General features: G+C 35.5%; 19 protein-coding genes and 3 pseudogenes. 17 read left to right on the top strand and 5 right to left on the bottom strand.

Annotation, left to right across the window (positions count from 1 at the left end; translation table 11 throughout):
- The coding region (locus tag FTU13_RS15800; protein ID WP_180128796.1) for an FAD-dependent oxidoreductase at positions 1-269 on the top strand (269 nt) is incomplete at its 5' end.
- A gap of 281 nt (positions 270-550) precedes the next feature.
- On the opposite strand, the gene FTU13_RS15795 is transcribed toward FTU13_RS15800, so the two are convergent.
- From FTU13_RS15795 to FTU13_RS15785, 3 genes are all read right to left on the bottom strand, one after another.
- Positions 551-805 (bottom strand): YfhL family 4Fe-4S dicluster ferredoxin, encoded by a 255-nt coding sequence (locus tag FTU13_RS15795; protein WP_078194533.1) that lies wholly within the window; start codon positions 803-805, stop codon positions 551-553.
- Positions 806-814: 9 nt separating this feature from the next.
- Positions 815-2,209: a tRNA 5-hydroxyuridine modification protein YegQ gene (gene yegQ, locus FTU13_RS15790; protein ID WP_180128795.1), complete on the bottom strand. Its 1,395-nt coding sequence runs from the start codon at positions 2,207-2,209 to the stop codon at positions 815-817.
- Between the two features lie 80 nt (positions 2,210-2,289).
- Positions 2,290-2,706: a Cd(II)/Pb(II)-responsive transcriptional regulator gene (locus tag FTU13_RS15785; protein WP_078194531.1), complete on the bottom strand. Its 417-nt coding sequence runs from the start codon at positions 2,704-2,706 to the stop codon at positions 2,290-2,292.
- A 76-nt stretch (positions 2,707-2,782) separates the two neighbouring features.
- Here FTU13_RS15785 and FTU13_RS15780 point away from each other — a divergent pair, with 76 nt between their 5' ends.
- From FTU13_RS15780 to FTU13_RS15750, 7 genes and pseudogenes are all read left to right on the top strand, one after another.
- Positions 2,783-3,418, top strand: a complete 636-nt coding sequence (locus FTU13_RS15780; RefSeq protein WP_180107950.1) for a cation transporter — start codon at positions 2,783-2,785, stop codon at positions 3,416-3,418.
- Positions 3,419-3,719: 301 nt separating this feature from the next.
- Positions 3,720-4,283 carry a TetR/AcrR family transcriptional regulator gene (locus FTU13_RS15775; RefSeq protein ID WP_180128794.1) on the top strand — a complete coding sequence of 188 codons (564 nt, stop codon included), beginning with the start codon at positions 3,720-3,722 and terminating at the stop codon, positions 4,281-4,283.
- Positions 4,284-4,972: 689 nt separating this feature from the next.
- Positions 4,973-7,229, top strand: a pseudogene (locus FTU13_RS15770) (type VI secretion system Vgr family protein).
- 1 nt (position 7,230) lies between these two features.
- Complete coding sequence (locus tag FTU13_RS15765; protein ID WP_111885353.1) at positions 7,231-7,737, top strand: DUF4123 domain-containing protein; 507 nt, start codon at positions 7,231-7,233, stop codon at positions 7,735-7,737.
- 1 nt (position 7,738) lies between these two features.
- Positions 7,739-8,164 (top strand): hypothetical protein, encoded by a 426-nt coding sequence (locus tag FTU13_RS15760; protein ID WP_111885352.1) that lies wholly within the window; start codon positions 7,739-7,741, stop codon positions 8,162-8,164.
- A 28-nt stretch (positions 8,165-8,192) separates the two neighbouring features.
- Complete coding sequence (locus tag FTU13_RS15755) at positions 8,193-8,879, top strand: hypothetical protein (RefSeq protein ID WP_257226771.1); 687 nt, start codon at positions 8,193-8,195, stop codon at positions 8,877-8,879.
- Between the two features lie 3 nt (positions 8,880-8,882).
- Positions 8,883-9,389 (top strand): hypothetical protein, encoded by a 507-nt coding sequence (locus FTU13_RS15750; RefSeq protein WP_180128793.1) that lies wholly within the window; start codon positions 8,883-8,885, stop codon positions 9,387-9,389.
- 131 nt (positions 9,390-9,520) lie between these two features.
- On the opposite strand, the pseudogene FTU13_RS15745 reads toward FTU13_RS15750, so the two are convergent.
- A pseudogene (locus FTU13_RS15745) lies at positions 9,521-10,687 on the bottom strand (IS3 family transposase).
- Between the two features lie 155 nt (positions 10,688-10,842).
- Between FTU13_RS15745 and FTU13_RS15740 the strand changes: the two are divergent.
- The 9 genes and pseudogenes from FTU13_RS15740 to FTU13_RS15705 all read left to right on the top strand — a co-directional run bounded on the left by FTU13_RS15740 (position 10,843) and on the right by FTU13_RS15705 (position 19,378).
- Positions 10,843-11,823, top strand: coding sequence for a PoNe immunity protein domain-containing protein (locus FTU13_RS15740; protein ID WP_180128792.1), 981 nt, complete (start codon positions 10,843-10,845; stop codon positions 11,821-11,823).
- A gap of 38 nt (positions 11,824-11,861) precedes the next feature.
- The gene (locus FTU13_RS15735) at positions 11,862-12,842 is read left to right on the top strand and encodes a PoNe immunity protein domain-containing protein (RefSeq protein WP_180128791.1); all 981 of its coding nucleotides are present in this window, start codon (positions 11,862-11,864) and stop codon (positions 12,840-12,842) included.
- Positions 12,843-12,979: 137 nt separating this feature from the next.
- Complete coding sequence (locus FTU13_RS15730) at positions 12,980-14,248, top strand: type VI immunity family protein (RefSeq protein ID WP_180128799.1); 1,269 nt, start codon at positions 12,980-12,982, stop codon at positions 14,246-14,248.
- 137 nt (positions 14,249-14,385) lie between these two features.
- Positions 14,386-15,648: a type VI immunity family protein gene (locus FTU13_RS15725; protein ID WP_180128789.1), complete on the top strand. Its 1,263-nt coding sequence runs from the start codon at positions 14,386-14,388 to the stop codon at positions 15,646-15,648.
- Positions 15,649-15,683: 35 nt separating this feature from the next.
- A complete protein-coding gene (locus FTU13_RS15720; RefSeq protein ID WP_180128788.1) occupies positions 15,684-16,655 on the top strand; it encodes a PoNe immunity protein domain-containing protein in 972 nt (323 codons plus the stop codon).
- Positions 16,656-16,762: 107 nt separating this feature from the next.
- Positions 16,763-17,746, top strand: a complete 984-nt coding sequence (locus tag FTU13_RS15715) for a PoNe immunity protein domain-containing protein (protein WP_180128787.1) — start codon at positions 16,763-16,765, stop codon at positions 17,744-17,746.
- A 39-nt stretch (positions 17,747-17,785) separates the two neighbouring features.
- Complete coding sequence (locus FTU13_RS15710) at positions 17,786-18,547, top strand: hypothetical protein (RefSeq protein WP_257226772.1); 762 nt, start codon at positions 17,786-17,788, stop codon at positions 18,545-18,547.
- 78 nt (positions 18,548-18,625) lie between these two features.
- Positions 18,626-18,758, top strand: a pseudogene (locus FTU13_RS17565) (hypothetical protein); the annotation flags it as partial.
- A 179-nt stretch (positions 18,759-18,937) separates the two neighbouring features.
- Entirely contained in the window at positions 18,938-19,378 is a 441-nt protein-coding gene (locus tag FTU13_RS15705) for a hypothetical protein (protein ID WP_111885342.1), read from the top strand.
- Positions 19,379-19,451: 73 nt separating this feature from the next.
- Here FTU13_RS15705 and FTU13_RS15700 read toward each other — a convergent pair whose 3' ends face one another.
- A complete protein-coding gene (locus FTU13_RS15700; protein WP_111885341.1) occupies positions 19,452-20,231 on the bottom strand; it encodes a ferredoxin--NADP reductase in 780 nt (259 codons plus the stop codon).
- Between the last annotated feature and the right edge of the window lie 94 nt (positions 20,232-20,325).

Genomic DNA, 20,325 nt, shown 5'->3' with positions numbered 1-20,325 from the left:
CAACTGATGAAATCAAAACGATTGAATTGGCTGGTATCTTTGTACAAATCGGTTTGTTACCAAACACTGATTTCTTAAAAGAAACAGCAGTTGAACTTTCAAACCGTGGTGAGATCGTAATTAACGAACGTAACGAAACCAATGTGAAAGGTGTATTTGCCGCAGGTGACTGTACAACAGTACCGTACAAACAAATCATCATCGCAACAGGTGAAGGCGCGAAAGCATCATTGTCTGCTTTTGATTACATCATCCGTTCGGGTCAATAAAAGAAAGGCCAGTGTGTTTCGAGAAACACGCTGGCCGCGCTGAATGTTGTCATTAGAATATTATTTTTCTTAATATTCTCGTTTTATAGGAACTTTGGACGCTAACACCGGAGTTCCTTTTTTTTTCTGCAAAATTAGGATTCAAAAATGTCCCCACACATTTTGAACCCTATTCGTTGCCCAGCTATTTTTGTTTTACAACCTTATTTTTATACTTTCCCCAAGGTTGTTTCTCTATATAAAGTGGATTAAGCAAGTCTTACGCCAATCACACCATGCATTTAAGATTTAAATAAATTCAAACCCTTAAACTTCTCCAATAAATCAGTTTGGCTTTCGATATGCTCCGGATGCGGAATAATGCACTCAATCGGACAAACTGAAACGCAAGTTTGGTGCTCATAGAAACCGACACATTCAGTACAACGTGCGACATCAATTTCATAAATCTTTGAGCCTTCATAAATGGCATCATTGGGACATTCAGGTAGACACATGTCACAATTGATGCATTTATCTGTAATCAACAAAGCCATAAAGTGAACTCAAGCCTGATAAGCTAAAGATGAAGCCGAAATATCCACTGTCGAATTGGGTAAGTTACGAATCAGTAAGGCATAGCGCATATCGACATCGGCAGGCACAGGAATATCCACGATATGACCTGAACCTTTGGCATCGTCAATTAGATTACCTTTTTTATCTTTCATTTCAGTTAAAACGAAGGTGATGTTGCCTGAAGTGGTCATCAGTTCTAAAGAATCACCTACAACAAAACGGTTTTTCACTTCGATTTTAAGAGAGTCGCCATTGCGTTCTAAAACTTCACCTACAAACTGTTGATGATCAAAACGTGAAGAGCCGGTTTCATAGTTCTGATATTCACTATGAACATGGCGGCGTAGAAAACCTTCGGTATAACCACGGTTCGCAAGACCTTCAAGCTGAGACATGAGAGCAGGGTCAAACGGTTTACCAGAAAGGGCATCATCGATGGCTTTACGATAAATTTGAGCGGTACGCGCACAGTAGAAGTAAGACTTGGTACGGCCTTCAATTTTTAAAGAATGAATGCCCATTTTGGTTAAACGGTCTACATGCTGTACAGCACGCAAGTCTTTTGAGTTCATGAAATAAGTGCCATGTTCATCTTCTTCGGCAGCAAACATGTCTTCTTCATTGCGTTGTAATAAAACCGGCTCGCCGAATTGGTGTTGTTCTAGGGCGTGTTGCTCATCGGCATTTTTATTATTGCAGCATGATGATTCTTCAATTTGTGTGACTGGAATAACATCACCAGTTTCATCTTCAACTGCATCGTGAATTTTATAATCCCAACGGCATGCATTGGTACATGCACCTTGGTTTGCATCACGTTTATTCATATAGCCAGAAAGTAAGCAACGACCGGAGTAAGCCATACATAATGCACCATGTACGAAAACTTCAATTTCCATATCAGGTACATTGTGTTTAATTTCTTCAATTTCTTCGATTGATAATTCACGTGACAAAATGACACGTGTCAGTCCTATATTTTTCCAAAATTTAACCGTTGCCCAGTTCACCGCATTGGCTTGTACAGACAAATGAATGGACACTTCTGGAAAATGTTCACGCACCATCATGATCAGACCAGGGTCAGACATGATCAGTGCATCAGGATTCATGGCAACCACAGGTTCAAGGTCACGGATGAAATTTTTCAGTTTTGAGTTATGCGGTTGGATGTTTACCACCACATAAAACTTTTTACCTAAGGCATGAGCTTCTTCAATGCCAATTTTTAAATTGTCATGGTCGAAAGCATTATTGCGCACACGTAAGCTATATCGCGGCTGACCTGCATACACGGCATCTGCTCCATAAGCAAAAGCGTAGCGCATATTTTTTAATGAGCCAGCAGGTGAGAGGAGTTCGGTTACGTGTTGAATCGTCATGTCAATAAAGGCATAAAAAATTTATGGCTTTATTGTAGTGATCTAAAAAAAGGATTCAACCAAGTATTTTAGTTGGGTTTTTAAGATATTCCGTTTTCCAAATGTTTTAAAATTTGGCAATCATTGATTTGGCTGGTTTCATTACAACTGGCACGGAGCGTACTTAACTGTATTTTAAAATTTTCTAATTCTTTAATTTTTTCAGAAACTTGACGAATGTGATTATCAATTAATTCATTCACAGCATGACAGCTTTGCGTAGGGGATTGCTCAAGTTCAAGCAGGGTTTGAATCTCGGTGAGAGAAATATCGAGGTTTCGACAGCGCTTAATAAAAACCAAACGTTTGTACATTTCTTCATCATAATAGCGATAATTGTTGTCTGCGCGGAAGCTAGGTTTCAGCAGTTTTTTCTTTTCATAAAAGCGAATACTGTCAACGCTTACCCCAGATTTGGTGGACAATTCTTTAATCAAATAATGTTTTTGTACGTTCATGCTTGACCTTGGAGTGAGTCCATAGTTTTGAATAAGAATAATACAAATCCATTGATTTTTAAATTGGAGCACATTTATGGCATGTACATGTAGTCATGAGCCAGCACCAAGCAAACCCAACAGTAAATTTCGTATCGCGCTTTGGATCGCCTTAATCATTAACGCCATGATGTTTTTGGTAGAGCTGATTGGCGGGGCTTATGCACATTCTTCTGCGCTTTGGGCGGACTCGCTAGATTTCTTTGGTGATGCCGTAAATTATGGAGTTTCATTAGCCGTGCTTGGCGCCAGTTTATATTGGCGTGCAACAGTTGCCTTGGTTAAAGGTTTTGTTATGGCAGCATTTGGGATCGTGGTGATTGCCAAAGTGCTCTATGCTTATGCCAATGGGATCGCACCTGAACCGATCACTATGGGGTTGATTGGTATCTTGGCTTTAGTCGCTAATGTCATCTGTGCATACGTCTTATATGCCTTCCGTGAAGGGGACTCCAATATGCAATCCGTTTGGCTATGTAGCCGTAATGATGCGATTGGTAATGTCGCAGTGATCTTGGCTGCAGTCGGGGTATTTGGTATAGGTAGTTTATGGCCAGATTTGATCGTGGCCGCAATCATGGCGATTTTAGGTTTAACGGGCGGTTATCAGGTGATTCGAAAAGCACTGCAAGAGCGTAAGCAAAAAGATATTCTGAGTACCCCTTGCTCTTAAATGCCTACTCTTAAATCCACCGTTAATGGCATTCATTTTATCCATGTTTTTAACGCAGATGAATAGACGTTAAATCGCTAGTTGAAATTAAAATAGCAGTCAGTTTTATACGAAATTTTCCTGACTGCTAATTCGATAAATCATCTGAAATCAGACTGTATTTAATGGGGTGCTCAGGTTTTATCTACAGACTCCAATTAAGTTATGCTTTACAATAGCGCGCGAAAATCATGTTTAAAAATTAGGTTTTCTACCTTAAAAGCTTTATGTTTAGGCCCCATTGGTGCATCAGGTAAATTAAATGTCGAAAAAGCAAGACATCATTAACGTTGCGCTCCAACTCTTCAATTCTTATAGCTATAACTCGATTGGTATAGATCGAATTATTGGGGAATCGGGCGTTGCTAAAATGACGTTTTATAAATATTTCCCCTCTAAAGCCAAATTAATTGAAGAATGTCTCGTGATTCGAAATCTTAATTTACAGGAATCACTTGAAGCTGCTATTGCAGAATGTGATCCAGAAGACCATCTTTCGCATATTAAAACCATTTTTGCTTGGTACGATGCTTGGTTTCGTACTGCAGATTTCAATGGTTGTATGTTTCAAAAAGCAGTAGAAGAAATATCTAAAGTTTATCCGTCTTCATTGCAACCTGCGATCGACTATAAAGAGTGGCTTAAATCAAAACTAAGTACTGCCTTACAAAATCTGGGCATTCAGCAAACTGAACAACTTGCTGCATTTCTGAGTAGTATTTTGGATGGCATGACCATTCAAGCCCAAATTGACCCCAACCATGTGCATTTAGCAGAGTATTGGAAGCGAGTTGAAACCTTAATTCGTTTGGAATTGGCCGCTTAAAATTTGCTTGTAGGCATCTGGGTTTTAAATCTAGAGACGACATATTTGTATTGATTAACCATCAATTTTTTTCACATAACTTAAGATTCTAAGAAAATAAAAAGCGCGATTATTTGGGGTAATCGCGCTTTGCTGACAATTGTGCGTTCAAATCATTCACTTTGTTAGCTTAAGTCAATGATTTGATTTTCGAACGTTTTATACGTTTTCTCTCATTTATATTTTTACCCTCTGAATGTTAAATTCATTCGGTTTTTGCAGCAAAATAGACAGACTTGTCTGTTTTTTTTGAATTATAGGGGATCTTAGGTGAATTACAAGACAGGAAAGAAAGGGTTGTGTGTTTTTTAATCTAGCTTAAGTTTAAATTAATCTACTATTTTTAAAGATAATATTAAAAATTTGATCATTAAGCTCGATGTAAATTAGATGATAAAACTATTTTTACACTTGTGTGAATGACGTTGCTTGTTGGATGCAAGTGCATGGTCTAAAACCATTTTGTGAATATTTTATATGCAATAAGTATTTAGTGAGTGGGTTCTCAGCTTTTTATTTTTAAGTGAATTTTTGAATCGTGGATTTACATATCGAAACATCTTCTATGGTTTTAAGCATTAAGTTTATTGATGAATTTGACTAAACTAGCAGCAAAATTATTTCCATGATTACAATTTAGAATTTTTATTATGTTAGGCAAAATATTTGCTGTATTAGAACAATTGGGTCTATCCGCCCAAAAACGCGCTATTCATGTGCAATTTTCCAATCCTGCTTTGAACGCAGAGATTTTTATTCAACGTATTGATGGGGAGCATGTCTTAAACCAAGGCGTGCAAGCGACTTTGATTTGCCTATCTACTAATGCACTTATTCCACTAAAACAATTTATTGGCGTACAAGTCGCCGTTGATCAAGTGACCGATCAGGGCGAACTCTTCCGTACCACGGGTATTATTACCGAAGCCACCCAAGGGCAGAGTGACGGTTCATTCACGCTGTATAAACTCACTTTAGAAGACGCAACGTCGCTTTGGCATAAACGCCGCAACAGCCGCGTATTTATGAACAAGTAGTATTCAACCGACTGCGGTCCATGTGCAGCGCTGGCAAGCCGATGGACTGAGCCAAGAAGAAGGCGCAGGTTCAGTTCAAAGTAAACATCAGCATAGCCAAAGCCAAGACAATGCCTGCTTAAGTCTAGAGCAAGCATGGCATGTCAGCCCTGCATGGATGCAAGACTTAAAAGGCGAAGACCAAGCTACGGCTTCATCTAACAGCCAGATTGAAAAACTGAATCAAAACCTAACGCGCTATCACGAGCTACAATCGAAAAAATTCAGTGCACAATCGACTGTGCGTGATACCCAAGTGGGTTATTGGTTTGAATTGAATGAACACCCAGAAATCGATCAACACAGTGGTGCAGACAAACAATTTTTAATCACAGAAAAGAAATTTTATAACCAAAATAACTTACCTAAAGACCTTTCTGAACAAGTCAATCAACTGATTGAACAAAGTCAGTGGAACATTAAACCCATCCATGAACAGGCCGAGCGTCAGGCCAATCAGCTCACATTACAACGCCGCAATATTGCGACGGTTCCTGAATATAACCCGCTCGAACACCGTCCAAGTACCCATCCGCAACGTGCTAAAGTCGTTGGTCCAAGCGGTGAAGAAATACATGTCGATGAATGGGGATGAATCAAAGTCCGCTTCTTATTTACCCGTGGTGATGACCACAGCCATGATGGCGGTGCAGGCAGTAATGACAATGACACAGATTCTGCATGGGTAGATGTGCTTACACCATGGGCAGGTGAAGGTTATGGCGCACGCTTCTTGCCACGCATTAATGAAATCGTGGTCATCGATTTCTTTGACGGTAATATCGACCGACCATTTGTGGTGGGGCGCATACATGAAGCACAGCGCAGTCCGACCCAATTTGATAGTAAAGGTAAACTGCCAGACACCAAAAAACTGGCTGGAATAAAAAGTAAGGAAGTCCAAGGTGAAGGCTTTGGACAACTACGCTTTGATGACACGACTGGACAAATATCGACACAATTACAAAGTACTCATGGTGCCACTCAGCTCAACCTAGGGAACCTCAGTCATCCCAAAGAAACCGCAGAAAGTGAGGGAAGAGGCGAAGGCTTTGAACTAAGAACCGACCAATGGGGTGCTATTCGAGCTGGTAAGGGATTATTGATTAGTTCTGCGAGTCAAGAAAACGCCAAAGATATACAATTAAATATAAAAGAGTTGTTAACGCAATTAAATGAATCTATAGAAAAACTCAAAAGTTTAGAAAAAAATGCTCGAGTAAGTAAGGCTTTCCAAGATAAAAACTATCAAATTAGTAATGATTTGATTGCTCAAGTAGAAAATAGTCTAGAAAAGTTTGAGCATCCTAATATTCTGCTTAGTACTCCTCAGGATTTTGTTTCTGTAAGTCAAAAAAAACAAACTCATGTTGCTAAAGAAAATATAAAAATTATATCGGGTCAACAGTTAGATATAAATTCAAATGGTGAGTTTACTGCTCATGCTGCGAAGGGATTAAGCTTTTATACTCAAGAAAAAGGTATAAATATTGTAGCGGCTCAAGGTGAAATTAAAGTTCATGCGCAAAATGATCAAATTGATCTAGCATCTCTCAAGGATTTTAAGATCATGAGTACTGAGAATTCCATTACGATTGCAGCCAAAAAAGAAATTATGCTGACTTGTGGTGGGGGGTACATAAAAATAAAGACTGACGGTTCTATTGATATTAATAGTCCTGGGCTTGTTGAGGTTAGGTCTGCTCAAGCACAATTTGTCAAAGGTACACGTCATAATTTCCAGCTTCCTAATATTTCTACGAAAATATGTATTCCCTGTTTAATTGATGCCGCTCGAAAAGGTTTACCGTTTGTGTATAGGGAAATATAGGATGGACATATTACAGTTATCAAAGAAAATTAGTGGTGAAGAATCTAAATATAATTTCTTCCTGTTGATTGATGCAGCTAAAAATTATACTTATATGCGCCATTGGCTTACTTTAAACTATGATAGAAATATCAAATATATAGGTAATTTATTCGATGGAACTGTTGATGATTCTACACCATTAGAATTTTCCCCTTTATTGTTGAATTTAAATAAACTAAATAATCAAAAATTTATTAATGAACTTGTTATAGAAGAAAATTTAGGAATGTTTTCGATATTGAAAACAAATCTATCGAACCAAGAATTGATCAAACATTTTCAGCCATTCTTACAAGCAGAATTACCATCCGGCGAATTAGCATTGTTCAGATTTTATGATCCTTCAGTTATCAAATCATTAAATCGACTATTAGATAAAAAAAATTTAGATATTCTGTTAGAACCTATTGATGGTTGGTGGTATCAAGAAGTATCTGGTGATTTCAAGTTATTGGAGAGGATTTAGAATGGTTATCGAATTTACTAAAGAACAGCTTGAGGAATTTTCTGCAGATCGTGAAGAAAGTCTAGCCTTGTGGAACTGGAATCGGCTAAAAAACACTTATAGCGAACTGGCGATAAAGTATTTTAATAATAATGAAGATAGTGGACTAAAATTCCTGATTACTGCCCAAACAAAAATTCGAAAATATCTGGTAGGAATGGAAAATCATGCTGACTATGACAAATGGAGAGCGGCTTACGGAGAATTATGTTTTATTTTGAATAAAAATAATTTAGATGATGATCCATGGAATCGCAGTTTATTAATAAATAGATTATTTCCACCATTTCTTGCAATTGATATCTTAGCTGGAGTTTTACAAAGCTCTTTAAATTCTTCAGATAGTCAAAAATTCTATGAAGCATTGGAGAAAAAATCGTGGCAATAGCGGCTGATGCAGCAGATATTTTTGGTGGTTGGGGGGGACAACTGCTGAAAAAGCTGCTGAAAGAGCAGGAACTGCAGCTAAAGTAGGAGCAAGAGCAAATCCTATAGGCGTAATATTAACTGGAATATTCACTCCATCCCCATTAGGAGATGGAACAATTACAGGCATGCTCAATCAAAGAATTGATCTGGCTGAAGAGGATATCGATAATAGTCGTTCGGGTATAACTCAAGAGCAAAAAGATCAAGCATTGGCAGCAAGTAAAGCGAAATCTAAGGAACTTGAGAGATCTTGTAATAGTTCTAATAAGGAGTGTAAGAACGAACAGCATAGTGGTCGTATACAGGCGCAGAATGCAAATAGAATGATTGTGACTGCAACTGAAGCAGGTAGCGTTTGGACAAATCACCCTTTTCCACCGCCTCTAGTACTATGTAAGCAATATGCACTTTCCATGCGTATTGCCATGCTAAAATTAGAAGGTCATAGCAAACCAGATACTAAAATAAAAAGTCCAGTTGATTATCACAAAGGTGCAACTCAAGCCTATAAAGCAATGATCGCTTGGATGGAAGCGAAGACACCATATGGAGTTTCTGTAGGTAAACATTCTTTTAGTTTTGCAGGTCGTCATTTTACTGGTGTTATTCCACCAGATTTTGATGCTAGAAGAATGGATATAGATATTTTGAAGGGCGAAATATTAAAAGGTTAAATAATGACGAATATAGAAAAGATAGTTAATTTTTTTAAGGATCACCCAAAATTTCCATTTTTACAGTGGGATAGAGAATATGACGATTATTGTAGTATGTATCTTTGTTTAAAGAATATTTTAGAAGCATACATACCAAAAGAGCAGATTACAGCTTGGTTTGCTGCAAATGAATACTCTGATTTCAGAAGAAATCCAGATGGAGAGGTATATTATCCTTTGACAATTATTAATGATGCCATCGAAATAGTAATTCACTTAGGAATTTTAAAAGAAAATAAAGATGGTTTAGTCGATGTGAATTCATCAATTCAAATTAGTAGAGATGACAGATGGGGGGATCGTTGGGAAAATAATGCACCTGAAGATGAATGGTATAATGAAGTGGCGATTATGCTTGATCTGAACAATGCTGAGTCATTAAGAAAGACAGATTTTATCTTAAAAACAATTGTTCAAAAAAAACAAACTTATCATGATTTATTAAAGTTGAAAGATGGAACTCTATAAAAAATTAAATTAATTTTTAGTTTTGAAATATATCTTTAAATTATCGATAATTTTCTTTTTAATAATTAGGCCATCTAGATTCAAGAGTTTGATGTGTGCTGAAATCATAGGACACTTCCACTTGGGAGATTCTAGGCAGCCAACTCGTAAAAGTCCTCTGCCATTTGATTTGGTGTCTTAAAACTCAGTCCTTTCTGGATTCTCTTCTGATTATAAAATAGCTCTATGTATTTTGTAATATCTGCTTTGGCTTCTCCCCTTGTTTTGTAGTTGCGATGGTGAACCAACTCGTTTTTGAGTATTCCTCAAAAGCTCTCAATCGGGGCATTATCGTAACAGTCTCCTTTTTTGCTCATTGAACCTTGAAATCCATATTTTTCAAGCATGTTTCGATATTCATGACTGCAATATTGGCTTCCTCTGTCTGAGTGCACAATTAGCCCATGTGATGGTTTGTGATTGCGAATTGCCATACTCAGCGCATTGCAAACTAGTTGCGCTGTCATTCGCTCACTTAAGCTTATAACCAACGACCTGTCTAGTATAAAGGTCTTTTAAAGCAGCTAAGTACAACCAACCTTCAGCTGTCCATATGTACGTAATATCACTTGACCATGCAAGATTAGGTTTGGTCATTAAAAACTCTTGTTTGAGTAAATTGTCATAGATCGCTCGATTATGATCACTGTTCGTTGTTCTTTTAAAACGCCTATGGCGCTTACAATACAGCTGATTTAGCCTTTTTATACAACGGACTGCATACTCGCTAATTGGGATGCCTTGTGACTGTAAATACCTCGTTAAGCGAATATGACCATAACTTTCTTTAGTTTCTTGATGAGCTATTTTGACTAAGATCGTCTGCTGATTTCTTTGAACAACTCTTTTGCTCATGCCTCGTTTTAACCAGTCATAAAAACTTGAAATTGAAACTTTGAGCAGTCTAGCCATCATCGTTGTTGGATAGGTGTTTTTGTTCTCTTTCATGTAATCGTACCTTACTGATGGTCCTTGGCAAAGTACGCTGCTGCTTTTTTTAGAAATTCTCTTTCCATTTCCGCAGTTTTGAGTTGCTGTTTGAGTTTCTTATTTTCTTCGAGTAGAGCAACGAGATCAGGCGAATATTGTTGTGTGCCTACTAATGTTCCAGCTTTTGCTTTGTTGTACCAATTTGAAAGGGTCTGCATTGAAATACCAAGCTGTCGAGCAGTTTCAGAGACATTTCCTTTATTTGGTTTAATAGCTTTAATTGCTTCAGCTTTGAATTCCACTGTATAAATCTTTTGTTTTTTGCTCATGGTAAACTCCTAAAGAGTATGTGTAGTTTACCAAGTTAAAGTCTCCGTTTTTATCAGCACTCATCAAAAGAACATTCTACTCATAAAGCTACAAGGGTTTGGACTGATAAAGACATTAGTATCGTTGTTAATAATAAATAATTGGAAATTTATTTATGTTGGAATTTAAGTTTAATCGTAGACAACAATTTTTAGATGAAAGTTACTATAAGTCTACGAGGAGTGAACTTGTCAGTGCTATAGAAAGTTTTCTAAGCGAATCAAATAATGATGAAGATATCGAAGCAGGATGGGTCGACTCTTATTTGATAGCATCTAGATATCAGTTTGATTTGTTTATTTTGGATTATACTGCTGGTAAACCAATTGAATATTTACGTTTAGAATTCGATAAAGTAATTGAATTATTCAAGGTACTTTCTATAAAACAAAGAACCTATTATAAAGATAATAATTTTAGTGTTTTTGATATTGAAATTTTAGATGACTATTGTGTATATGTATGGATTATCAGCCTTTGTTATTTATTAAAAAGAACTGACTTACTACCATTGGTAGCTAACCTTGTTGATGGAGAGGATCAAGAAAATGGAGGAAAAGATTGGATTGTAGAGGAGTTTTTGGCTTTTAATGACGATAACCGTTTTGATTGTTCAGATGTTCTTTTTCCAAATCCTTATTTTGAGTTATCAAATGCATTTTTGACCCAAGATAATAAAGTTTCAGTCAAGCATTTAAACAAATTTTTAAAAAAATGGTATAAAGATTTATCTGGAGCTCCATGGCATGATAGCCATAAATCAGAGGGTGGATATTATGGATATTGGGCTTTTGAAGCAGTTTGCGCTGTTATACTCTTAGAAATAGAAAATGATAAAGAATTTCATGAATACCTCTATTATCCAAAAGACTTAATAGAGTTCTATCGTACATTTAAACCTAGTAGTGCTGAAATTGACCTCCTAACTAAATATCAAAAAGTATCAATTCAAGCAAGTGAAAAATGTCCTCAATCGGGATATTGGTTCACTGTAGCTAAGGAAAACACTCGTAAATACTTTAAACAAGGGGAAATTTTCCCTGATTTTGAAAGTGATTGGGGGGATGTATATTGGCAGTTTGACGGTGAAGAATAAGTGAAAATATGCCCTTCGGGGCAGTTTTTGGGCATAAAATGGATTTAGTTAATATAAAAAGACAACAATTTCTTACACCTCAAATGTATGAAACATTAAAGGCGGAAACTCTGAACACTATTGAAACTTTTAAAGTAAATCCTACAGGTGTTGGTGATTCACTAGAAGAAAGATGGGTATACTCTTATGCTATCGTAGCAGAGAACTATTTAAATCTACTTTTATTGGAATATACAGCTGGCAATAGTTTACCTTTTATTAGAAGCCAACTTGAAATAGTTATTGACTATTATGAGCAATATGGAAGTAAATTAAGAAGTTATCATAAAAATATAAACTTACCAGTTTTTGAATTATTTACTATTGATGGCTATTGTCCATGTATTTGGTTAATCAGTTTGTGTTATTTACTCCACCGAAAGGATTTACTACCTAGAGTTGCGAAATTAATTGACGGAGAAATGAGAGAAAATGTTGCTCAAGATTGGCTAATTGAAGAGTATTTATCTTTTTCAGATGAAAATAGATATGATTGTTCAACAGTATTAGTACCAAAACCTTACTTATTATTATGTGAAGCCTTTTCAAATCAAGATAATGAAATTTCTTTAGCTTTTGTCCTTAAGTTTTTAAAGAATTGGTACAAAGATTTATCAGGTGCGCCTTGGCATGATACTCATAAATCTGAAGGCGGTTATTATGGATATTGGGCTTTTGAAGCAGCTTGCGCTGTTATTCTATTAGAAATAGAAAATGATAAAGAATTCCATGAATACCTCTATTATCCAAAAGACTTAATAGAGTTCTATCGTACATTTAAACCTAGTAGTGCTGAAATTGACCTCCTAACTAAATATCAAAAAGTATCAATTCAAGCAGGTGAAAAATGTCCTCAATCGGGATATTGGTTCACTGTAGCTAAGGAAAACACTCTTAAATACTTTAAACAAGGGGAAATTTTCCCTGATTTTGAAAGTGATTGGGGGGATGTGTACTGGCAGTATGATGGGGATGAATGATTTATGCCCTTCGGGGCATTTTTTTAAATAAAAACAATAATTTTCACTTTTACGTTATTCTGGAGATGCTACGCCAAAGGATCAAAGTAAAGCCCAAACTCAAGGGAATACAAGAGGTAGAAGAGGAAATTAATATAATGAGTACAGTACAACTTTATTTAAATGAACAAGAAATAGCTGAATTGGCTCAAGATATTCCTCAGGATACTTCCATAATTTATGGAGAGGAAAAGAAAGAGTTTGGGGTTTGTCCTTATATCACCTTTTATCTTTTCCATTCGGCCGATAAAGTAGAAGAAATTATAAATAAAATAATTGATATTTATGAAGATTTTGAAAAAAATATTATAGATAAACCATTTAAATTACGTTATAGAGATGATATAGAGGTTTGGAAAAAATCGGAAAAATGGTCAAATAATAGATCTGAGCTTATAGAATTAATGCATAAAAACTATAAAAATCATTTAGTGTATTTTATAGGTGCAACATCAGGTGATAGCCGTGACCAAAGTGCTCGTTGGGCGCTAGAAAGTAAAATCTGTATTCATACAAAAGAATATTCAGTTTTAAAACTAAGTTTCGGTGATAAATGGTATAGATCGAATCAAATTGTTTGGCACTCCTTTGTTCAAAAATGTCTGGAACAACTTAATCCAATTCAAGCTTATAGTGGTTATGAAATAGGAAACACAGGACAATTTGCATTTGTATCTCCAGAGTTTGAAACAGTTGAACGCACATTTTCAGATTATTTTTACGGGCTCGATATTGATCATCCTGGTATGGAGTTTTCTCATGAAAATATGTTTATTGCAGAAGATCGGGATGGGTTAGGTGGTGGAATTCGTACGCCTACATGGTGCTTTTTACTTTCTCCCTACTGGCTAGAGAAACTAGACTTGAGTGAAGAACAAATTCGTGAAAAACTAAATGATCCACGAATTGAAATTACTAAAATTATAGACCCAGAAGATTCAACAAAATACAGCTTATGGATACGTTTGGGAGAGCTTTCACTTTATCCAGTTGAAGAAGGTGTTCCTGATTTATTGGTGATGGCAAATGAACTAATTAAACCGATACGTTGTGATAACTTAAAACTGACCACTTTGGATGCGTGGTCAGATGATCCAAATCCACGTTTTGATGCCGTAAGTTCAAAGCAATGGATAGCACGATTTGATGAAGACAGCACTTGGCCTGAATTAAAACGAGTGAAAGTTGAAGTTCAAGAACCAGAAAGAATAGATATTGTTATTGCCGGTAGCCCATGTCCTCATGCAGGATATTGGTATACTTTTGCTAAAGAAAACTCACGTCAATATTTTAAACAAGGTGATATATTCCCTGATTTTGAAAGTGATTGGGGTGATGTGTATTGGCAGTTTGATGGTGAGGAATGATTTATGCCCTTCGGGGCATTATTTTAAATAAAAACAATAATTTTCACTGTTTCGTTATCCAGAAGATGCTACACCAAAGGATCAAAGTAAAGCTCAAACTCAAGGGAATACAAGAGGTAGAAGAGGAAATTAATATAATGAGTACAGTACAACTTTATTTAAATGAACAAGAAATAGCTGAATTGGCTCGAGATATTCCTCAGGATACTTCCATAATTTATGGAGAGGAAAAGAAAGAGTTTGGTATTTGCCCCTATATCACTTTGTACATGCATCAAGAAAATGCTGAAGATCTACTAAATAAAGTTTTAGATATTTATATTGAATTTGAAAAATCCATAATAGATAAACCTTTTCAATTAAGGTTTAGGAGTGACACTGAGGTTTGGAAAAAGGCTGATAAATGGATTAGAAGCCGAGATGAGCTTTTAGTTGAAATGCATAAAATCTTTAAAAAATATTTTGTATATTTTATAGGTGCAACATCAGCCGAGGCGGATACACAGAGTGCACGTTGGGCTTTAGAAAGTAATATTCGAGACTCAAATGAGCGCTATTCTAGTATTAAATTAACTTTTGGCGATCAATGGTATAAAACCAATAAGATGGTTTGGCACACTTTTGTTGAAAAAATTTTAAGACAACTCAATCCAATACAAGCTTATAGCGGTTATGAAATAGGTAATACTGGACAGTTTGCTTATATTTCACCTGAGTTCGAAACTGTTGAACGCACATTTTCAGATTATTTTTATGGACTCGATATTGATCATCCTGGTATGGAGTTTTCTCATGAAAATATGTTTATTGCAGAAGATCGGGATGGGTTAGGTGGTGGAATTCGTACGCCTACATGGTGCTTTTTACTTTCTCCCTACTGGCTAGAGAAACTAGACTTGAGTGAAGAACAAATTCGTGAAAAACTAAATGATCCACGAATTGAAATTACTAAAATTATAGACCCAGAAGATTCAACAAAATACAGCTTATGGATACGTTTGGGAGAGCTTTCACTTTATCCAGTTGAAGAAGGTGTTCCTGATTTATTGGTGATGGCAAATGAACTAATTAAACCGATACGTTGTGATAACTTAAAACTGACCACTTTGGATGCGTGGTCAGATGATCCAAATCCACGTTTTGATGCCGTAAGTTCAAAGCAATGGATAGCACGATTTGATGAAGACAGCACTTGGCCTGAATTAAAACGAGTGAAAGTTGAAGTTCAAGAACCAGAAAGAATAGATATTGTTATTGCCGGTAGCCCATGTCCTCACGCAGGTTATTGGTATACTTTTGCTAAAGAAAACTCACGTCAATATTTTAAACAAGGTGATATATTCCCTGATTTTGAAAGTGATTGGGGTGATGTGTACTGGCAGTTTGATGGTGAAGAATGATTTATGCCCTTCGGGGCATTATTTTTGGAATAAATATGGAATTTAATAAGAAGATTAGGCAAGTTTTCTTAACAGAAAATATTTATGATCGTTTGTATGGGTATTTTTTTGAAATTTCTAAAAAAATTGAAAATAAAAAACAAGAATATAGTGGAATTTTGGAAGATCAAAGTCGTCTTTCACTATTCTTGGCAAGCGAAACATATCAATTTTTTTCATTAGAATATACAGCAGGTCATGATATTTCTAAAATGAGGTATTTTCTAGAAATAATAATTGAGAGATATGAAGCATATACTTTTGCTTTAAGAGAGTATGAAAATGATAATGATTGGGCACCATTTTATTTTACAGCTATAGATGAGTACGAAAGATGTATGCAGTTGATAGGACTGTGTTATCTATTACACAGAAGAGACTTATTACCACGTATTGCAGCGATGCAAGACAAAATTTACCATGAGCAAACAGAACAATTAGATACGCTGTATGAGGACTTTTTATCATTTGAGTTGATGGATAGATATGATATAGATCAATGGTATTTTGATAATCCATATCGCCCATTAATTTTTAGTAAATATAGAGATACTAAAGAAGAGAGTATTCAAGATATACAGGAATATTTGAAATTATGGTATCCCGCATTTGAAAGTGCAGCTTGGCATGATACCCATAAAATGGATGAAGGTTTGTACTTTGGATATTGGGCTATAGAAGCGGCAGCTTATGTTTATTTGCTAGATTTAGATGATAGCGAAATAACACATATGATTTATCCAAAAGATTTGGTTAAATTTGCCCGAGAGTTTGTACCTTCTGAGAAGGATATAAGTAATCCTAGTACAAAAACTCTAAGATGCGAAGCAGGCCAAATTTGCCCTAAAACAGGTGAATGGTATAGTCCTGCGAATAACATGGAAAAACGTCATTTTAATCAAGGAGAAGATATGCCTGAGATTAAAGATAACCCTTGGGGTCTAACGATTTGGTATCTGACTGAATAAGTAGATGCCATTCGGGGCATTTTGGAATGGGTGGGGATGTGTACTGGCAGTTTGATGGTGAAGAATAAATAAAACATGCCCGTCGTGGCATTAATTTTAGGGTTAATATGAGTTTCGATAAATATAAAAGACAGATTTTTTTAACTGAAGACTATTATAAAAGTGCCTATGATTTTTATATAGAAGACGTTGATTTTTGGAAAGAAAGTGATGCATTTGAGGATGATGATTATAATTGTGGTGAAGATAGGCGTTGGACGCTTATAACATATGATTATTCTTTTCTACTTTACCTTGAATACACAGCAGGAAAATCTATAGGGGAAGTTATCCCCTTATTTGAAAAAGTTATAGAAGGCTTTGAAAAACAATCTGAAGCCTTAGCTATCTTCCATAAGTCAAAAAAACCTTCTGTCATTCCAACTCAAAATGAAACGTTAAATATACTTGGTCTGGCTTTTTTATTAAATCGAAATGATTTGTTTGATCGTATACATTCATTAGTCAATGGTGAGGGTGAAAGTCATACGTGTGAAGATGAGGTTATTAATAAATTTTTTAAACTTAATGATCCTTCACATTCTACATTTAACGAAGGAAATTTATTTGCATTTGGTTATTCAAAATTATGTGATGTGATTGATAATGTGCTAGTTAAAAATAATAAAGAAACTGCTGTTAAATATTTAGATGAATACTTAGCTGATTGGTATCAAATGAATAAAAATGCACTTTGGTTTAATAGTCATCTAGAGCCTGCAGAAGAACTAAAATATTGTGGTTATTGGTCTTTTGAAGCAGCAGCTCTTGTTTATTTACTAGATTTGGATGACACTCCTCTACACAAGCATTTATTCTATCCTAAAGATATAGTTGCATGGGCTCGTAAAAATAATACTCAATCTGAAGTAACCCAAGAGAATCTAACTGTAATAAAAGTCAAAGCTGGCGAAAAATCCCCAAAAACGGGCTATTGGACAACCCCTGCACAAGTGGATTCACGCGTTCATGTGTTAAGAGGTGAAATGTTACCAACACTTTCTGAAACAGATTGGGGTGAAGTGTACTGGTATTTTAATGGTGAGAAATAAATAAAACATGCCCTTCGGGGCATTAATTTTAGGCTGAATATGAATTTTAAAATCGATCCTAAATTTTTATATTTATTAGAACATTTTAGTTCTAAAGAATTTTTTTATAGCATGAGAAATAACTATCAATCTTTTTTAGATCGTTTGGAATTGCTGTTTGTCGTTTATATGAGAAATCTACCCTATAATTATCTTGATTTTCCAATGCCAGAGCAAGTTGACATCAATTGGGGAGGGACGGTTTTACCGCTTTTAAGAAAAACCATGGATACTTTAGATTTTGCTTATATAAGAATAAAAGAAGGCGATCTAACATATTTAGATTGCGCATCAGAGATTCGATCGAATGACAAAGGTATGAGTGAGTTTTCAAAAAAATGGATGGATGAACTACCTCATGAAAATGTGAAAGAATGTTGGGATTTTTATACAAAGGCTAAGGCCGAGGCATTCATTATTGAAAATACCTATCCAACGTATTGGAATCAAGAAAGTATTGTTGATGAAATATTTGATATTTCAAAAATTAATATTCCTGTGTCATATCCCATTTATCGTATAAATCAAAGTATTAAAGTAAAATCGAATGAAAAAGTTGCGATAACAGGTTTATATATTTCCGAATTTGTGCCGAACCGAATAGAATTTATGGCTCATAGTAATGAAGATGATAGAGGTTTTGGTAGTGTAATTCTCACTACAATAGATCCAGAAACTTATGAAACATATTATGAGAAAACAGATTGGTACTTGATTGAAAGAGTCGCAAATGAAGGGGGCAAGTTTACCGATCGAAGCTGAAATGATTTGTGTTGTCTGATGTGTGTTGATAAATGATAGCGAAATAACACATATGATTTATCCAAAAGATTTGGTTAAATTTGCCCTAAAAAAGGTGAATGGTATATTCCTGCGAATAACATGGAAAAATGTCATTTTAATCAAGGAGAAGGTATGCCTGAGATTAAAGATAACCCTTGGGGGATTAACGATTTGGTATCTGACTGAATAAGTAGATGCCATTCGGAGGCATTTTGAAATGGATGCTAATATATATTGGCAGTTTGCTGGTGATAAATAGGATAAATTTTCCTTTTGGTTATTCGTTTCTAATGGATAATATTTTTAATTTTCTTTGATTATTATTTTTAATTAAATAAATTAAAACCCAATATTTTTAAAAGGATAATGATGAAAGTTTTAAAAACGAATTTAATGCTTATTATGCTTTCAGCAATGAGTTTAATAGGGTGTAATACACATTCAACAAAAACTTATGTGTTGACGACAACATCTTATGGTTATGATGCAAGTTATATTCCATATATTGTTGAATTAAATGGAGAGGAGTTAGGTGGAGGGCTAGGTAGTGGAACGAAAAGATCAGCAGTGATAACAGGAGCTCAATATATTAAATGGGGAGAAGGTAATAGCTCTAAAAAGCATATTGCAACCAATGTCCCCACATTGACGAATGAAAATTTAAAAGATAAAAAATATTTAGCTGTACATATATATCCAGATGACAGTGTGGAAATTAATTTATCGAATGAATTACCTGATGCTACTGAGAAAGGTTTAGAGTGGAGAGCAAAAATTATTGATGAATTGAAGGTAAAAGAAGAAAAATAACTGTATCAGTCATGAGTGGCATATAGATCAAAAAAAAGCGCATGATGACATGCGCTTTTTAATTTACATCTAATTATTTTTCAACGAATGCACGTTCAATCACGTAGTCGCCTAGAACGCCCATCTTAGGAGATTCTTTCAGACCGTGCTGGTCAAGTAGTGCAGCAACGTCGTCTAGGAATGCAGGTGAACCGCAAAGCATTGCGCGGTCAGTTTCAGGGTTGAAACGTGGAAGACCAATTTTTTCGAAAAGTTGACCAGTTTCAATGGCAGTAGTTACACGGCCTTGAGTATGGAATTCTTCACGAGTTACCGTAGGGTAGTAAACCAATTTCTCTTTCGCGCCTAATTCACCAAAGAATTCGTGGTTAGGAATTTCATCTAAGATTAAATCTTGATAAGCCAATTCCGAAATGAAACGAGTACCATGTACAACGATGATTTTTTCAAAACGTTCGTAAGTTTCAGGGTCACGAATAACAGAAAGGAACGGTGCAAGACCTGTACCTGAAGAAAGTAGGTATAAGTTTTTACCAGGGTTTAAGTCATCTAGAACTAAAGTACCTGTAGGTTTTTTAGACACTAAAATTTCATCGCCAACTTTTACTTTTTGTAAAATAGACGTTAAAGGACCATCTGGAACTTTAATAGAGAAAAACTCTAATTCTTCTTCATAGTTTGCGCTTGCAATAGAATAAGCGCGCATTAAAGGCTTACCATTTACTTCAAGGCCGATCATCACAAATTGACCGTTTTTAAAACGTAACGCAGTATCGCGAGTGGTTTTAAAAGAGAATAAAGTGTCATTCCAATGGTGGACGTGAGTAATCTTTTCGACGTTAAAAGCAGCCATTAAAGGTCTCAATAAAATTATCAAATTAGAACAGCTTACTATTCTAATCTAAAATCATTCTCGATAAACTGAATATATTTAATTGAACTTATCA

This window comes from Acinetobacter sp. YH12064 (genome assembly GCF_013419735.1).
GTDB lineage: Bacteria > Pseudomonadota > Gammaproteobacteria > Pseudomonadales > Moraxellaceae > Acinetobacter > Acinetobacter amyesii.
Note: the sequence above shows the minus strand (reverse complement) of the source record. Positions and strands in the feature narration are given on the sequence as shown.

Coding starts and splice junctions, on each gene's coding strand:
- FTU13_RS15795 (WP_078194533.1), bottom strand. CDS start 805: ATGGCTTTGTTGATTACAGATAAATGCATCAATTGTGACATGTGTCTA.
- yegQ (WP_180128795.1), bottom strand. CDS start 2,209: ATGACGATTCAACACGTAACCGAACTCCTCTCACCTGCTGGCTCATTA.
- FTU13_RS15785 (WP_078194531.1), bottom strand. CDS start 2,706: ATGAACGTACAAAAACATTATTTGATTAAAGAATTGTCCACCAAATCT.
- FTU13_RS15780 (WP_180107950.1), top strand. CDS start 2,783: ATGGCATGTACATGTAGTCATGAGCCAGCACCAAGCAAACCCAACAGT.
- FTU13_RS15775 (WP_180128794.1), top strand. CDS start 3,720: ATGTCGAAAAAGCAAGACATCATTAACGTTGCGCTCCAACTCTTCAAT.
- FTU13_RS15765 (WP_111885353.1), top strand. CDS start 7,231: ATGGACATATTACAGTTATCAAAGAAAATTAGTGGTGAAGAATCTAAA.
- FTU13_RS15760 (WP_111885352.1), top strand. CDS start 7,739: ATGGTTATCGAATTTACTAAAGAACAGCTTGAGGAATTTTCTGCAGAT.
- FTU13_RS15750 (WP_180128793.1), top strand. CDS start 8,883: ATGACGAATATAGAAAAGATAGTTAATTTTTTTAAGGATCACCCAAAA.
- FTU13_RS15740 (WP_180128792.1), top strand. CDS start 10,843: ATGTTGGAATTTAAGTTTAATCGTAGACAACAATTTTTAGATGAAAGT.
- FTU13_RS15735 (WP_180128791.1), top strand. CDS start 11,862: ATGGATTTAGTTAATATAAAAAGACAACAATTTCTTACACCTCAAATG.
- FTU13_RS15730 (WP_180128799.1), top strand. CDS start 12,980: ATGAGTACAGTACAACTTTATTTAAATGAACAAGAAATAGCTGAATTG.
- FTU13_RS15725 (WP_180128789.1), top strand. CDS start 14,386: ATGAGTACAGTACAACTTTATTTAAATGAACAAGAAATAGCTGAATTG.
- FTU13_RS15720 (WP_180128788.1), top strand. CDS start 15,684: ATGGAATTTAATAAGAAGATTAGGCAAGTTTTCTTAACAGAAAATATT.
- FTU13_RS15715 (WP_180128787.1), top strand. CDS start 16,763: ATGAGTTTCGATAAATATAAAAGACAGATTTTTTTAACTGAAGACTAT.
- FTU13_RS15710 (WP_257226772.1), top strand. CDS start 17,786: ATGAATTTTAAAATCGATCCTAAATTTTTATATTTATTAGAACATTTT.
- FTU13_RS15705 (WP_111885342.1), top strand. CDS start 18,938: ATGAAAGTTTTAAAAACGAATTTAATGCTTATTATGCTTTCAGCAATG.
- FTU13_RS15700 (WP_111885341.1), bottom strand. CDS start 20,231: ATGGCTGCTTTTAACGTCGAAAAGATTACTCACGTCCACCATTGGAAT.